Source organism: Pseudomaricurvus albidus (assembly GCF_018863235.1).
GTDB classification, from domain to species: Bacteria; Pseudomonadota; Gammaproteobacteria; order Pseudomonadales; family Cellvibrionaceae; genus Pseudomaricurvus; species Pseudomaricurvus albidus.
This window is the reverse complement of the sequence record NZ_JAHKRS010000002.1, coordinates 130,558-146,537: the sequence shown is the minus strand read 5'-3', so window position 1 is coordinate 146,537 and position 15,980 is coordinate 130,558. Positions and strand designations below refer to the sequence as shown.

The following is a 15,980-nucleotide window of genomic DNA, read 5'->3' as shown; positions in this document are numbered from 1 at the left end:
AAAAATGAAAACCACAAGGAATCGCCCATGCGGGCTACACAATCAATATTTCGAGTCAGACGCCAGTACAATAAATGGGTCGGCGATGAAACACTGGAAGATTACGCCCTGCGTTTTACCGCCAAGAAAGCACGCCGCTGGAGCATCAGCCACATTGGCATGACCGCATTGGGCGCCACTGCTTTTTTGGCTCTCGAAGCACTCAGTGCAGCAGCCACACTACAGTACGGATTTGTTAACACGCTCTGGGCCATACTGGCCATCAGTGTGGCCATTTTCATTATCGGCTTTCCTATCTCCTACTATTCTGCCAAGCACGGATTGGATATCGACCTGCTCACACGCGGCGGCGGCTTTGGTTATCTTGGCTCAACCATTACGTCGCTGATTTATGCGTCATTTACCTTTATCTTTTTTGCCATCGAGGCCGCGATCTTCGCCTCGGCACTGCGGGCGCTGTTCAGTATTCCACTGTGGATTGGGTATATCATCAGCGCGCTGGTGGTGGTCCCCATTGTGACCCACGGGATACGAGCCATCAGCCGTTTCCAGGTGGGCAGTCAGCCACTCTGGCTGATTCTGCAGTGTTGTGCACTTATCGCTGTGGTGTATTACGAAGTGGACCGGCTGGATAACTGGGTCAGCTTTGTGCCACGGCAACATGCGGGGGTGCAGGGATTCGATTTAATGCTGTTCGGTGCTTCCGTATCCATCTTTTTTGCCATGGTTGCTCAAATCGGGGAGCAGGTGGATTACCTGCGGTTTATGCCCCCAAAGACCGCGGAAAACCGATACCGCTGGTGGTTTTGGTTAATTCTGTCTGGGCCGGGCTGGATTTTCGTCGGCATGATCAAAATGCTGCTGGGATCGTTTCTCGCCTACCTGGCATTTACACAGGCCATGTCCTTCAGCAAAGCCACTGATCCGGTTTACCTCTATCAACTGGCCTTTAATTATTTTACCCAGTCGCCATCGGCCTCTCTGGTGCTTGCCGGAATCCTGGTGATTGTCTCGCAGATGAAGATTAACGTAACCAACGCCTATGCCGGCTCGATTGCCTGGTCAAACTTTTTCTCCCGCTTGACCCACAGCCACCCCGGCCGGGTGGTTTGGCTGGTCTTTAATGTGACCATCGCGTTGATTCTGATGGAAATGGGGGTCTATCGGGTACTGGAAGCGATTCTCGGCGTGTTTGCGATTGTGGCGCTCAGCTGGCTCGCCTCCCTCGCCGCAGACCTGCTGATCAACAAACCGCTGGGGCTCAGCCCTCCCCTGATCGAATTCAAACGCTCGCACCTCTATGACATCAACCCGGTCGGGGTAGGTTCCATGGTTGTGGCTTCCGCACTGGGGATCATTTGTTATCTGGGGTATCTGGGGGATAACGCCAGCTACCTGGCTCACTTTATCAGTCTGGCTGCCTGTTTTGTGCTGGTACCGACCATCGCCTGGGTGACCAAAGGCCGTTTTTATCTGGCCCGCCCGCAAAGCGATATTCAATTTTATGAACTTCCCGCGGAAGACTCTTCCATGGGTGTGAGTGAAGTTGCCACCAGGCTCGACAGCGAACCGGCCACCATGCGCTGCTGCATCTGTGAAAGTGATTTTGAACACGAAGACATGAGTTATTGCCCGGCTTATCAGGGGGCAATCTGCTCACTGTGTTGCTCACTGGACGCTCGCTGCCTCGACAGCTGTAAACCCGATGCCCGTCTGAAGGTACAGCTCAACCAGTGGCTGTCCAGCTTTGCACCGGAGAAAGTCGTGAGAGCGCTGAATTCCCGCATCGCCCGCTTTGCCTTTATTCTGATTTCCGTGGCACTGCTGAACGGTGCGTTTTTAGCGCTGATCTATTCACACCTGAAACCCGATTCGGCTGCAGCCGCTGAATTATTGAGAACCACCATCTGGATGATCTTTTACGCTCTTATGATCATCTCGGGGGTGATCTCCTGGCTGATTTTACTGGCACACGAAAGTCGCCTGGTGGCACAACAGGAGTCCAACCGGCAAACCCGCTTGCTGATAGACGAAATTGACGCTCACCAGGAGACCGATAAAGCCCTGCAGGAAGCGAAAGAACTGGCCGAAAGAGCCAACAATGCCAAAAGCCGCTACCTTTCCGGCATCAGCCATGAATTGAGAACCCCCTTACAATCGATTCTCGGCTATGCGCAATTGCTCTCGCAAAAAGACGATATACCTCAACAACATCAACACCCGCTGGGGATTATTCGCAACAGTGGTGAACACCTGGCCGGGTTGATTGAAGGGCTGCTGGATATTTCCAAGATTGAAGCCGGGCGTCTGGATATCTATCGCAATCAGGTACGGCTGCCAGAGTTACTCGATCAATTGGTGCAAATGTTTACGCAACAGGCACAGCTCAAAGGGCTGGACTTTCACTTCCACCTGCACCATCGACTTCCCAAGGTTGTCATCACCGATGAAAAACGCCTGCGCCAAATTCTGATTAACCTGCTCTCCAACGCCATCAAGTACACCGATGAGGGGCGCGTGGATTTTCACGTGTATTACCGAAATCAGGTGGCGGAATTTGCCGTCATTGATACCGGCATCGGCATTCACAAGAACGATATCGAACGCATCTTTACCCCATTCGAGCGCGTGCGCAACAGCAACACGCCACACACACCGGGGACAGGACTGGGGCTGACCATTGTCAGATTGCTGACTGAAATCATGGGGGGCAATCTCGACATCAAAAGCACCCCCGGTGAAGGCAGCTGTTTTAACGTCGCCATTATGCTCTCCTGGGTGGATGTACCGGAGGATGCGGCGCCCCCACAGCGGCTTATTACCGCTTATCACGGGGCAGAAAAAACCATCATCGCAGTGGATGACGACCCGGTTAACCGCGGTCTGTTGACCGACATCCTTACTCCGCTGGGCTTCAATATTATCGAAGCGAGTTGCGCTGAAGACTGCCTGCAACAACTTGAGAATGTTCAACCCGATTGTTTTATCCTCGACGTCAACATGCCCGGACAAAGCGGCTTTGAGCTGGCGACGGCTCTGCGCCAACAAGGATACAAGACCCCCATTCTGATGTTGTCTGCAGAAGTCAATGAACGTCATCGTGAGCCATCTGGTTCCACCATCCACACCCAGATTCCAGACAACCAGGCACCCCACGATGACTATATGGTGAAACCGATCCGCAATCAGCTACTGCTGGAAAAATTAGGACATCTGCTGAAACTGGAATGGCATTACCACGATGACCCCGCCCTTCAGCCACCGCTGGAGTCGCCCGGCACCTCATCCCCTGTTAACCCCGACAGACCAGACTTTACCGCACTGGCCGATCACCCGTTGATGATACAGCTGATAACGCGTGTACAGGTCGCCCATCGCAAGGGAGTACTGGAGACACTGGACGAAATTCAGGCATCCGGTATTCTTGACCCTGACGAAGTCAGTCACTTACGGAAGTTGGCTCATGCCATGCAGTACGAGCAATTAGAAACCCTTTTGGAGATCAACCCCGCATGACGCACTCAGACCAACAAGACATCGTACTGGTGGTCGACGACTCACCCGATTCCCTGAGTTTGATCAGTGACGTACTGGAAGAGGCCAACATCAGTGTTTTGGTTGCCCTGGAAGGACGGCAGGCGCTGACGATTGCCCAGCGGTTACGCCCCGACATGATCTTACTCGATGCAGTGATGCCCAAAATGGATGGCTTTGAAACCTGCCGGCAATTGAAAGCCGATCCGGCTCTTGCCGACATCCCGGTAATTTTCATGACCGGCTTGAGCGAAACGGAAAATATCGTACAGGGACTGGAAGCTGGCGGGGTGGACTACCTGACCAAACCCATCAAACCCAACGAACTGCTGGCGCGGATGAAAGTGCATCTCAGCAACGCACGCCTGACGGCCAGTGCCCAAACGGCGCTGGACTCTACCGGACAATACCTGCTGACCGTCAACCAGAACGGGCAACTGTTGTGGGCGACGCCACAGGTACGGGAATTGATGAATCAATCGGATCTTTCTTCGCCGGAACTCCACCAAAGCCTGGGTCAGGAATTAAAATACTGGCTGCAGCACAACCCCCAGGCTCAACAAAAACTGAAACTGGAAAAGCTCGACCTGCCATTAAGCGTTGTCTTTATTGAAAAGAGAGCCCCACAGGAATTCCTGCTCAAACTGGTGACTGATGTGGTGGTATCCGACCAGGAATTATTTCAGACAAAGCTGTCGTTAACCGTTCGCGAAGCGGAAGTTTTACACTGGATCGCCAGCGGTAAAACCAATCGGGAAATCGGGGAGATACTGTCCATCAGCCCGAGGACGGTGAATAAACATCTGGAACAGGTTTTTCAAAAGATCGGGGTAGAGAACAGAACCGCTGCAGCCAGTGTTGCCCTCAAGATTGCCAACGAGCCCCTGTAGTACTTTTTCAGTATTGTTGCCCTTTGAGAAAATACCACAGGGTTCATCGACAGCGGGTTCGGGCGGATTATTTCCACAAGCCCCACTTTTTGTGGGCTACTAGCAACGCGGCAATCACCACGGCAGAAACCCCCAGCAACACCCAAAGGGTATGTTCCATATCGTGCACAGCACCTGCATCTCCTCCGTGCCCTGGGTGAGCCAGTACCCAGGGAGATAAAAAACTCAAAATGAATAAGCCTGCAGATTTCAGTACGGCTGATGTCGTCATTGTGTCACTCCTGATTCTTGACGTTGCTATAAACTTTTTTGCTATACATTTTTAAAAACTAAACGACGGCCTTGGCTGGCGGGATCTCGCGCTCGGGCAGCATGCCTTCACTGACAATAAAGCGAATAATATCGTCAATACCCTGCCCCGCCTTCAGATTCGAAAAAACAAAAGGTCGGCTGCCACGCATTCTTTTGCTGTCCTCATCCATGACGTCCAGAGACGCTCCCACCAATGGAGCCAGATCGGTTTTATTGATGATCAGCAAATCCGATTTGGTGATACCGGGCCCACCTTTACGGGGAATTTTATCGCCGGCGGATACGTCAATCACATAAATCGTCAGGTCAGACAATTCCGGACTGAAGGTCGCGCTGAGATTATCACCACCACTTTCCACAAAGACCACGTCCAGCTCACCGTGACGTCGAAGCAGCTCATCAATGGCCGCCAGATTCATCGAGGCATCTTCGCGAATGGCGGTATGCGGACAACCACCGGTTTCCACACCGATAATACGATCTTCACTGAGCACTTCATGGCGGGTCAGAAACTGTGAGTCTTCCTGCGTGTAAATATCATTGGTGACGACAGCGATATTGTAATAATCGCGCATGGCCGAACACAGGGTACGCAGCAACGCGGTCTTACCGGAACCTACCGGCCCACCCACACCCACACGCAACGTTTGTTTTGGTCTGGACTGCGCACCCTGTGAAGCGGATGCATCATGCAACTGAGTCATACGGTTCTATCCTTTTGCATCGTGTTTCTTGCTGTTTTTTAACGGATTGTTTCGTTTTTAATGGATGGTCCCGTCAGGAACGGAACAATCGCGTGTATTGTGTTTCGTGCAACATACTGGAGATGGCCAGCGCGGGAAGACTTGCCCCCAGTTCATCATCGGCCAGCGCCTTTGCCGTTTCGATCGTCTCGGGAACGTATTGCTGCAAGGCCCCCAACAATTGCTGCGCCTGAGTTTGCCCCAGTGGAATCAACTTGGTCGCCGCAGCCACCTGATTTTCCAGCCAGGACCAGGCATAACCCAACAGGGCAGCATCCTGTTCTACCTGCCACTGATGGGCTACGCAGGCAAAAGCGGTGACAAAGCTCACATCTTCCGGTGTATCTTTAGAGTGTTCAGACAGCGGGATGCTGACCCCCAAACTGGGCAACAGGCGCATTAGCGCTTCGCCCATGGCCGTATCAGTGAGTCGTAACTCACGGGTTTCGCGACAGGCCAGTGCCATTTGATTCCAGTAGTAAACCTGTTCTGACCTGTTGCCCTGCTGCGAACTGCACGCCTGATAACTTCGCAACAGTATCGGCAAGTCAACACGTGCCAATGCGTCGTGCATTTGCAGTTCCAGCCAGGCCTCAGCGCTGCTGATAGAGTCAACCCAGCCGGCCTCGATGGCGTATTCCAGTCCCTGGGAAAAGGCATAGCCACCCACCGGCAGGCTGACACTGCTGAGCTGCAGCAGACGCAGCAGCCCGGTATCAGTGGTGGTGATGGCCATGACTGTAGGCTCCCGATTCTGGCACAAACACCGCATCCACATGGGATACCGTCAGCCCCAACATTTTCAACATATCTTCCAGCACATGATCCGGCGTCATCTGTAACCAGCGATCGCCCACCTGCAGTTTCACATGGCGATTACCCAGGTGGTAACAGGCACGACTGAAGGTATGCCAGTCATCACATTCGGCTCGGGTCACGGGTTCAACCGCACCCTGAACCTGGATATGTTTTCCACATTCGGTTTTCAGGATCTCTCCGACCTGCAAGGGCTTTCCTCTTTCCAGAAAGACCCGAACCTCTGTACCGCTGTCCGAGATGGCTTTCAGACGCCCCTTATCCCGCTGCTCTTGTGTCAGCACAATCACTTCATCACTTTGCAAACCCGAGTCCAACCCCAGGCGTTGGTATACGTCCAAACAAATAACTCCCTGCAATCAACTGGACAATCGATAATCCAGCCGGTTTTTAAAATAACGTGTAACGCTGTGCCAGCGGCAATTCTTTTGCCGGCTCACAGGTCAGTAACTCACCATCGGCACGCACTTCATAGGTTTGCGGATCGACCACTATATCGGGCAGCCAGTCATTGTGAATCATGTCGCTTTTGGTGAGTGTGCGTGTGTTGCGACACGGCAACAGCTCGCGTTGCAAGCCGAGACTCTCTGCCACTCCGGCATCAATGGAAGCCTGTGACGCGAAGGTAAATGACGTCCTGGCAACAGCCAGTCCCATGGATCCAAACATTGGCCGGTAGTGAACCGGTTGCGGTGTGGGAATGGAGGCATTGGCATCCCCCATGGGAGCCGCAGCAATCATGCCGCCTTTTAAAATAAGCGAGGGCTTGATACCGAAGAAAGCGGGTTTCCACAACACCAGATCCGCCAGCTTGCCCACTTCAATCGAGCCCACTTCGTGGGCGATGCCATGCGTGATTGCCGGATTGATGGTGTACTTGGCCACATAGCGACGCGCGCGATAATTATCCGCACCGTCGGTATTGGGGTTGCCCACACTGTTGGGTTCACCCGCTTGGTCTTCTTTTAACGGACCGCGCTGCACTTTCATTTTGTGAGCGGTTTGCCAGGTCCGGGTGATGACTTCGCCAACACGTCCCATCGCCTGCGAATCCGACGAGATCATGCTGAAAGCGCCCAGATCGTGGAGAATGTCTTCTGCCGCAATGGTTTCTTTACGAATGCGGGAATCCGCAAAGGCGACGTCTTCAGGAATACTGGCATCCAGGTGATGGCAGACCATCAGCATATCCAGGTGCTCATCAATGGTATTCACCGTGTAGGGACGAGTCGGATTGGTCGATGAAGGCAACACATTGGGATAGGCACAAGCCTTGATAATATCCGGTGCGTGCCCGCCGCCTGCACCCTCGGTATGGTAGGTGTGAATCACCCGGTCTTTAAAGGCACCGATGGTGTCATCCACAAAACCGGATTCATTCAGGGTATCAGTATGAATCGCCACCTGCACATCGTATTTGTCAGCCATGGTTAAACAACAATCGATGGATGCCGGTGTGGTGCCCCAGTCTTCGTGAAGCTTCAGGCCACAGGCTCCCGCCAACAACTGCTCTTCCAGGGCTTCGGGCAAACTGGCGTTGCCCTTGCCGAGAAAACCAAAGTTCATTGGCAGAGAATCCGTTGCCTGTAACATCTTGCCGATATTCCACGGCCCCGGTGTACAGGTCGTGGCATTGGTACCCGTGGCAGGGCCAGTGCCGCCGCCAATCATGGTGGTTATACCGGACATCAACGCTTCGTCTATCTGTTGCGGACAAATAAAATGAATGTGCGCGTCGATACCGCCAGCGGTCAGAATCGATCCTTCACCGGCAATCACTTCGGTACCCGGACCGATAATAATATCAACACCGTCCTGCACGTCGGGGTTACCGGCTTTACCAATCGCCACGATGCGCCCTTCGTTGATACCGACGTCGGCTTTGACAATGCCCCAGTGATCCAGAATCAGCGCATTGGTAATCACCAGATCCACAGTCTCCGAGCAGGAGCGCTGGGACTGGCCCATGCCGTCGCGAATCACTTTGCCGCCACCAAATTTCACTTCGTCCCCGTAGTGGGTGAAATCCTTTTCAACTTCAATCCATAACTCGGTATCGCCCAAACGCACCCGATCACCCACCGTGGGGCCGAACATGTGGGCATAGCTGTGTCTGTCCATGGTGGTCATGATTGACTTCCTCCACTCTGCGGCAAATCACCCATGACTTCGCCGCGGAATCCGTAAATTTTACGTTCACCCGCAAAAGCCACCAACTCCACTTCTCGCCCCTGACCCGGCTCAAATCGAACCGCCGTGCCTGAAGCAATATTCAAATGAAACCCCATGGCGCTTTGACGATCGAACGACAATGCCGGATTGACTTCCGCAAAATGATAATGAGAGCCGATCTGTACTGGACGGTCGCCTGTATTTTCCACGCGCAAGGTGCGAAGCTCACGTCCCGGGTTCAGGACAATATCACCGGCCGCTGTTTTGATTTCTCCGGGCTTCATAACATCAACTCCTGTCTCGTTCGATACCACTCAGTTCTTTGGTACCCATCAGTTCTTTCGTATCGATCAATTAATGGGATCATGAACCGTTACCAGTTTGGTACCATCGGGAAAGGTAGCCTCAACCTGCACTTCGCTGATCATTTCTGCAACACCATCCATCACCTGATCACAGGTCAGAATTTTTTTACCGTCGCTCATTAACTGGGCTACCGTTTTACCTTCACGGGCACCTTCCATGATTTCCATACTGATTAACGCCATCGCCTCAGGATAATTCAGCTTCAATCCCTTGGCTAATCGTCTTTCTGCCAGCAGTGCTGCCGTAAACAGCAGCAGTTTGTCTTTTTCTCTAGGCAATAATTCCATAATAAATACCTTGAACCTGCGCCCAACCGGGCCATCTTGATCTGTTGATTTTAGGTTAACCAAATACGGGGCGGACACGCTTTACGTCCCAGCAGCTCGGGTCGTAAGGCTGCCCACCATCGTTCAAATAACTGTCTGGCCTGCTCAGAACAATCGCCCAGATACCGGCCGACGACAAAGTCCCCTACCTGACTTAATGCTGCCAGTACCTGACCATTCTGTTTCAGAATATGTTCCGACTGCCGGTGATTTTCATCGGCAATCCACTGCGCCCTCTGCTGACTGGCCTTTGTTTTTGCCGAGAAAGGGGAATCACTTTTGAAAGGGCCGGCCACGAAAACGCCATTGATCGGCTTCGACTGCATTCCAACCATTGCCTGATACAACCGTCTGGTCCTGGCATTCAAATGAAACTGTTCCACAAACACCGGTTTGCCCTGAAGGGTGACGGTAAAGCGCTGTGAAACTTCTGCATCTGCCGCATCCAGATCGCAGGCGGGCAATCCCAGTGACGTCACTTCCCAACCCACAAAGCGAGCGCCCGCATCAAGTTCCACTTTGGTTTCCAGTCGGGTGCGGGCATTGGGAAAAATAATGGTTTCCAACGGCAACCACTCCAAAGTGGCTTCCTCTTTTACCTGAAAGGAGTTGATTTGATGCTGCAATGTGCGGTCGGCACGAGCGCGATAGACACGCCCTGCACCGGGAGTGGTCAACAGAACCTGTGCCTTTTCTTCAACCTCGACATCCAGTTGCAATCGATCACCGGAGACCAGACCTCCGGGCGGATGCAGGATATAAAGATGGGGCAATTCTGCCCCTTCCGGATAAAACGGCTTTTGCACATACAAGGGACCGTCGTGCTCATTGTGAACAAGACGAGTACCTCGCACACCCAATTTCAGCCCGAGGCTCAGTCGCGCATGCCAACGGGATGGCGCCGACGGGTCTGATGAGTTGGTGCTCAGTTCGTTCTTTAAAACAGCGGTTAACGCGGTATTCACATTTACACGGCCAAATGTTGTTTAATCAAATCGTCGTTGAGATTTGCCATCTTGTCACTGGCGACAACGCGTCCTTTTTCCATCAGCCGGAACTCTTCTCCAACACGACGGGCAAAGCCCAGTTTCTGTTCTACCAGAATAACAGTCAAGCCGTCTTCCTGATTCAATTTCAAAATAACATCACCAATCTGTTTAACAATATTGGGTTGGATACCTTCATTGGGTTCATCCAGGATCAAGACTTTGGGATCAATCACCAGCGCACGACCAATAGCCAGTTGCTGCTGCTGACCACCGGACAAATCGCCTCCCAGCCGGTTTTTCATATCCTTGAGAACCGGAAACAGTTCATAAATCTTGTCGGGAATGTCTTTGGTTTTTTCTTTTCGGCACGGCAGGCCTGTACGCAGATTCTCCTCTACCGTCATCAACGGAAAAATATGTCGGCCCTGAGGCACATAGCCAATGCCCATGTGCGCGCGAGAATCGGCCGGACGCCCGTGAATGGGTTTGCCTTCAAATTCAATACTGCCACTGGTGACAGGCAGCAAGCCCATCAGAGCATTCAGTAATGTGGTTTTGCCCACACCATTGCGTCCCATGATGCAGGTACAGGAACCCTTTTCGATGTCCAGATCCAGATCCCACAGAATTTGTGTGCCGCCGTAATGCTGACTCACTTTATTGATTGAGATCATGCAGTTTCCCCCGCCTCTTCACCCGCCTCTTCACCCAGGTACACTTCAATCACATCGCGATTATTCTGCACTTCGTCCATGGTTCCCTCTGCCAATACCGTTCCCTGATGCAACACCGTCACGGTTCGGGCAATACTGCGGACAAACTCCATGTCGTGCTCAACCACAATTACGGTACGGTCACCGGCCAGAGAGGTCAGCAACTCGGCGGTACGCTCCGTCTCCTGGGCGGTCATTCCTGCTACAGGTTCGTCAATCAATAATAGTCTGGGATCCGAAGCCAACAACATGCCGATTTCCAGCCACTGTTTCTGACCGTGAGATAAAGCGCCAGCCTGCATAAAGCGCTGCTCTTTCAGGCCAATCAGTTCCAGCACATCGTCGATCCGGTCGATATCTTCCGAGCTCAGTGAAGCTCTCAGGGTGTACCAGATGCCTTTATCGGCTTTCAATGACAATTCCAGATTGTCGAACACCGTATGGGCCTCAAACACCGTGGGCTTTTGAAACTTGCGCCCGATCCCCAACTGGGCAATTTCCGGCTCCGAACGCTGCAACAGGTTAATGGTTTGTCCGAAGTAGACACTGCCCTGATCGCATTGAGTCTTGCCGGTAATCACATCCATCAAGGTGGTTTTACCGGCCCCGTTGGCACCAATCAGACAACGCAATTCACCGTCTTTTACATAGAGATTCAAATCATTGAGCGCTTTAAAACCATCAAAGCTGACACTCAATCCCTCGACATACAAAATCATGTTATGGGAAACATCCACCGCCGAGGACTCATCCACCAGAAATGGCCACACCTGATCCCGCCGGAACATTTCCCGGGTTGCGTCCAATACCGTCATGCTGACGCTCCTTCTGCATTCTGTTGTTTATGGCTTGAGCCACCGTCTCCCCCACTGCCACTGTCACCGCGCATGGCCTCCACTCGCTGCTCGATAAAACCGGCGATGCCTTTGGGTAAAAACACCGTGACCAGAACAAACAGAGCACCCAGAGCAAACAACCAGCCATCGGGCATAATGGCCGTGAATCGGGTTTTGGCGTAGTTCACCAGAATCGCGCCAATGATTGCACCATAGAGAGTGCCTCGTCCGCCCAGCGCCACCCAAACCACGACTTCAATGGAATTGATGGGTGAGAACTCACCGGGATTGATGATGCCCACCTGGGGCACATAGAGAGCACCGGCCACTGCTGCCAACAGCGCCGAATAAACAAACAACCAGACTTTGAAACGCTCGGTTCGATACCCCATAAACCGGGCACGGGCCTCACCATCGCGAATGGAGACAATCACCCGACCAAAACGGGAACACATGATGAAATGACTGAGCACATAGGCCAGCATTAACATCAACGCAGTAATGGCGAACAGCGCAACCCTCACGTTGTCCGACTGTAAACTGAATCCCAAAATGTCTTTGAAGTCAGTCAGACCATTGTTACCGCCAAACCCCATTTCGTTGCGAAAGAAGGCCAGCATCAACGCGTAGGTCAGGGCTTGTGTCATGATTGACAGATATACACCGGTGACCCTGGAACGAAACGCCAGCCAGCCAAAGACAAACGCCAGTAACCCCGGCACCGCCAAAGCAATCAGCATGGCAAACCAGAACTGATCCATACCCAGCCAGTACCAGGGCAGAGATTCCCAGTTGAGAAACACCATAAAATCAGGCAGTTCCGGATTGCCGTACACTCCGCGATCACCGATCTGGCGCATGAGGTACATCCCCATGCCATAACCGCCGAGGGCAAAGAAGGCCGCGTGCCCCAAACTGAGTACACCGCAATAGCCCCAGACAATATCCACGGCCAAAGCCAGCAATGCATAACACAGATACTTGCCCAGCAGCGTAATGGTATAGGTACTGACATACAGCGGTGAATCAGGAGATAACCACAGGTTTGCCGCCGACGCCAAAATGGTGGTGGCAAACAATACCACCACCACAATTGCAGTGGTTCTGGACGTAAAGCCCGAGGTTAAACTGCCCGCCGTCGGCGCACTCTTTTCTCCAAAAAGTCCTTTTAATGAAATCATTCGGCGGCCCTCCCTTTTTGCGGAAAGAGACCTTTGGGTCGTTTCTGAATAAACAAAATAATAAACACCAGAATAATAATATTGGCCAATACTGCACCGGTGACCGGTTCGAGAAATTTATTGGCAACGCCCAGCGAGAAGCTGCCCACCAGAGTGCCCAGCAAATTGCCCACACCGCCAAACACCACCACCATGAAGGAGTCAATAATGTAAGACTGCCCCAGATTGGGTCCCACATTGGTCAGCTGACTCAAGGCCACGCCGGCAACACCGGCAATGCCCGAACCCAGACCAAACGTCATGGAATCTACCCGCTCGGTTTTGATCCCCATGGCCTTGGCCATGTTGCGGTTTTGAGACACCGCGCGAACGTTCAGTCCCAGGGAGGTTTTTTTCATCACCAGCATCAGGATGGCAAATACCACCAGCGAAAAGATCAGGATCGACAGGCGGTTGTAAGTAAGAGAAAACACCGGGTTCAATTCAATAGAACCACTCAACCAGTCCGGCGTTGATACCTGACGGTTTAGCGGTGAAAAGATGGTGCGCACCAGTTGCTGCAAAATCAGGCTGATACCAAAGGTCGCCAGCAGGGTTTCCAATGGCCGGCCATGAAGAAAGCGAATCACCGTGCGTTCAATAATGACACCCACACTGCCTGACACCAAAAACGCGGCCGGGATGGCCACCAGAATCGTCCACTCCAGATGATTGGGCATTAACAGCTGCACCACATACGTGGTGTAGGCACCCAACATGATCATTTCGCCGTGCGCCATATTGATCACACCCATCACACCAAAGGTGATGGCAAGTCCGATGGCAGCCAGCAAAAAGACCGACCCCAGACTCAAGCCGAAGAACAGTTTTTCCATAAAGCCGTAAAAACGGATTTTCCCATCAATTTCTTTCAAGGCACTTTCAGCAGCGGCCCTGACCGCTGCATCCTGCTCGACAAACTCTCCACTGGAGTCTTTATCCACCAGATTCATCAATTGATTGCGAACCGGGGTTTCCAGCCGCGTGGATAAGACACCAATCGCTGCGACACGCTCCTCCGTTGCACTGGCAGTCGCCACGGTATTCATCGCCATACCGACAGCCAACAGGTCGCGAATCTCCTGATCACTTTCATTCTCGGCTGCATCCTGAAACAGCGCCAGAGTCTCTGGCGAGATATTGTCGAGCATGGTTTGCGCTGCAGCCTGACGTTCGGCCCGTTCACCAAACAACAACTGGATTCGGGCAATACTGCCTCTCAGCTGTTTGCGAAGTTTGTTATTGACCCTGACTTTTTTGAGTCCTTTGGCGGTCTGGCCTTCAACCAGCTCGCCACTGAACACTGAGTAGACTGACTCCTTACCCTGATCGTTATCTTTTACCTGATAGAGCTGGAGAGATTCTTTATCGTAGTAAAGCTCACCATTGAGCATGGCCTGATAGACCGGCAACATTTCGCGCCCGGACTGTTGATCCAGTGACGTGATGATATTGGATTTTTCTCTAAGATTTGCGGCCGCGAGATCTTTGAATAATTGATCCACATCGGCTGAAATTGCTACTGCATAGTTATCCGTACTTTCAATTTTATCAATGCTCTGCTGCGCATAAAGCCAGGAGCTCCCCAAGAGCAGGGAGAGTGAAAACACCCACCCAATTAACTGTCTAGTCTGCTTCACTGAAATACCCCATGACGACAAAACATTGGCAAACATCTTTAAGCAGCACTGCCCGAACAAAACATAATTCGGGCAGCACCGTTTACTTCAATTTAATTCGAATTCGATTGAATTCACTCAGTAATTTTGACCTGAACAGGTTTTGGTTTTGGTGTTGTAGTTGCCGCACTTGACAGGCGCAGTCCAGTCGGCGATCAAGTCCTTGGAACCCGGAAGAAAATCGGACCAGGCATCACCGACAACCAAGCCTTCAGTGCTCCACACTACTTCAAACTGGCCATCATCCTGAATTTCACCAATCAATACAGGCTTGGACAAATGGTGGTTTTTGTTCATTACCGCCATGCCACCGGTCAGATTCGGAGTCGTCATGCCGATCATGGCCTGCTCGACTTTATCCACATCGGTAGAGCCTGCTTTCTCGACGGCCTTCACCCACATATTGAAACCGATGTAGGTCGCTTCCATTGGGTCATTGGTAACTCGCTTGTCATCCTTGGTAAACGCATGCCACTGCTCAATAAAGGCTTCATTTTCCGGAGCATCCACACTTTGAAAATAGTTCCAGGCCGCCAGATGCCCCACCAACGGTTTGGTGTCGATACCGGACAACTCTTCTTCACCCACGGAGAAGGCCACGACCGGAATATCCTCGGAAGAAATGCCCTGATTCGCCAGTTCTTTATAGAAAGGCACATTGGCATCACCGTTGATGGTGGAAACAACGGCTGTGGCCTTGCCGGAGCTACCAAACTTTTTGATGTCGGAGACAATACTCTGCCAGTCGGAATGACCAAACGGGGTGTAATTCACCATAATGTCTTCCGCTGCGACACCTTTCGCTTTCAAGTAGGCTTCGAGAATTTTGTTGGTGGTACGGGGATAGACATAATCCGTACCGGCCAGAACCCAACGTTCAACCCCGATATCGTTCATCAGATAATCTACTGCGGGAATCGCCTGTTGATTGGGCGCAGCACCGGTATAGAAAACATTTTTGGACGACTCTTCCCCTTCGTACTGAACCGGGTAGAACATAAGACCATTCAACTCTTCGATCACGGGCAAAACGGACTTGCGGGACACGGAAGTCCAGCAACCGAAGATCACATCAACTTCATCCTTGGAAATCAGCTCGCGGGCTTTCTCGGCAAACAGTGGCCAGTTGGAAGCAGGATCGACCACAACGGCCTCCAGTTTTTTGCCCATGACACCGCCTTTTTTGTTCTGCTCTTCAACCATCATCAGAACTGTATCTTTCAGCGTGGTTTCACTGATGGCCATGGTACCGGATAGCGAGTGCAACACACCCACCTTGATGGTATCAGCGGCCAGTGCCATCAAAGAGAAAGCAGACGTACCTACCGTCAATGCCAACCCTGCTGCAATTTTTTTCAGTTTCATAATTCTTGTCCCTTAGAGA

At 52.1% G+C, this 15,980-nt stretch carries 15 protein-coding genes; 2 read left to right on the top strand and 13 right to left on the bottom strand.

Annotation, left to right across the window (positions count from 1 at the left end; genetic code table 11):
- The first annotated feature begins 27 nt into the window (after window positions 1-27).
- Window positions 28-3,516 (top strand): ATP-binding protein, encoded by a 3,489-nt coding sequence (locus KOI40_RS03995; RefSeq protein WP_216096175.1) that lies wholly within the window; start codon window positions 28-30, stop codon window positions 3,514-3,516.
- Entirely contained in the window at window positions 3,513-4,424 is a 912-nt protein-coding gene (locus tag KOI40_RS03990) for a response regulator (RefSeq protein ID WP_216096174.1), read from the top strand. Before KOI40_RS03995 ends, KOI40_RS03990 begins: the two co-directional genes overlap by 4 nt.
- Before the next feature lie 67 nt (window positions 4,425-4,491).
- On the opposite strand, the gene KOI40_RS03985 is transcribed toward KOI40_RS03990, so the two are convergent.
- From KOI40_RS03985 to urtA, 13 genes are all read right to left on the bottom strand, one after another.
- Window positions 4,492-4,695, bottom strand: coding sequence for a hypothetical protein (locus tag KOI40_RS03985; RefSeq protein ID WP_216096173.1), 204 nt, complete (start codon window positions 4,693-4,695; stop codon window positions 4,492-4,494).
- A 58-nt stretch (window positions 4,696-4,753) separates the two neighbouring features.
- Entirely contained in the window at window positions 4,754-5,440 is a 687-nt protein-coding gene (ureG, locus tag KOI40_RS03980) for an urease accessory protein UreG (protein WP_216096172.1), read from the bottom strand.
- 73 nt (window positions 5,441-5,513) lie between these two features.
- Window positions 5,514-6,215, bottom strand: a complete 702-nt coding sequence (locus tag KOI40_RS03975) for an urease accessory protein UreF (protein ID WP_216096171.1) — start codon at window positions 6,213-6,215, stop codon at window positions 5,514-5,516.
- The gene (ureE, locus tag KOI40_RS03970) at window positions 6,196-6,636 is read right to left on the bottom strand and encodes an urease accessory protein UreE (RefSeq protein ID WP_216096170.1); all 441 of its coding nucleotides are present in this window, start codon (window positions 6,634-6,636) and stop codon (window positions 6,196-6,198) included. The genes KOI40_RS03975 and ureE overlap by 20 nt, the downstream gene beginning before the upstream one ends.
- Before the next feature lie 49 nt (window positions 6,637-6,685).
- A complete protein-coding gene (gene ureC, locus KOI40_RS03965; protein ID WP_216096169.1) occupies window positions 6,686-8,425 on the bottom strand; it encodes an urease subunit alpha in 1,740 nt (579 codons plus the stop codon).
- Window positions 8,422-8,751 carry an urease subunit beta gene (locus tag KOI40_RS03960; RefSeq protein ID WP_216096168.1) on the bottom strand — a complete coding sequence of 110 codons (330 nt, stop codon included), beginning with the start codon at window positions 8,749-8,751 and terminating at the stop codon, window positions 8,422-8,424. The genes ureC and KOI40_RS03960 overlap by 4 nt, the downstream gene beginning before the upstream one ends.
- A 66-nt stretch (window positions 8,752-8,817) precedes the next feature.
- Window positions 8,818-9,120 (bottom strand): urease subunit gamma, encoded by a 303-nt coding sequence (locus KOI40_RS03955; protein ID WP_216096167.1) that lies wholly within the window; start codon window positions 9,118-9,120, stop codon window positions 8,818-8,820.
- 50 nt (window positions 9,121-9,170) lie between these two features.
- Window positions 9,171-10,124, bottom strand: coding sequence for an urease accessory protein UreD (locus KOI40_RS03950; RefSeq protein ID WP_216096166.1), 954 nt, complete (start codon window positions 10,122-10,124; stop codon window positions 9,171-9,173).
- 2 nt (window positions 10,125-10,126) lie between these two features.
- Entirely contained in the window at window positions 10,127-10,822 is a 696-nt protein-coding gene (urtE, locus tag KOI40_RS03945; RefSeq protein WP_216096165.1) for an urea ABC transporter ATP-binding subunit UrtE, read from the bottom strand.
- Window positions 10,819-11,580 carry an urea ABC transporter ATP-binding protein UrtD gene (urtD, locus tag KOI40_RS03940; protein WP_233710040.1) on the bottom strand — a complete coding sequence of 254 codons (762 nt, stop codon included), beginning with the start codon at window positions 11,578-11,580 and terminating at the stop codon, window positions 10,819-10,821. The genes urtE and urtD overlap by 4 nt, the downstream gene beginning before the upstream one ends.
- Window positions 11,581-11,672: 92 nt before the next feature.
- Window positions 11,673-12,878: an urea ABC transporter permease subunit UrtC gene (gene urtC, locus KOI40_RS03935; protein WP_216096163.1), complete on the bottom strand. Its 1,206-nt coding sequence runs from the start codon at window positions 12,876-12,878 to the stop codon at window positions 11,673-11,675.
- Window positions 12,875-14,557: an urea ABC transporter permease subunit UrtB gene (urtB, locus tag KOI40_RS03930; protein ID WP_369413142.1), complete on the bottom strand. Its 1,683-nt coding sequence runs from the start codon at window positions 14,555-14,557 to the stop codon at window positions 12,875-12,877. Before urtB ends, urtC begins: the two co-directional genes overlap by 4 nt.
- A gap of 117 nt (window positions 14,558-14,674) precedes the next feature.
- Window positions 14,675-15,964 carry an urea ABC transporter substrate-binding protein gene (gene urtA, locus KOI40_RS03925; RefSeq protein WP_439653226.1) on the bottom strand — a complete coding sequence of 430 codons (1,290 nt, stop codon included), beginning with the start codon at window positions 15,962-15,964 and terminating at the stop codon, window positions 14,675-14,677.
- Window positions 15,965-15,980 lie beyond the last annotated feature (16 nt).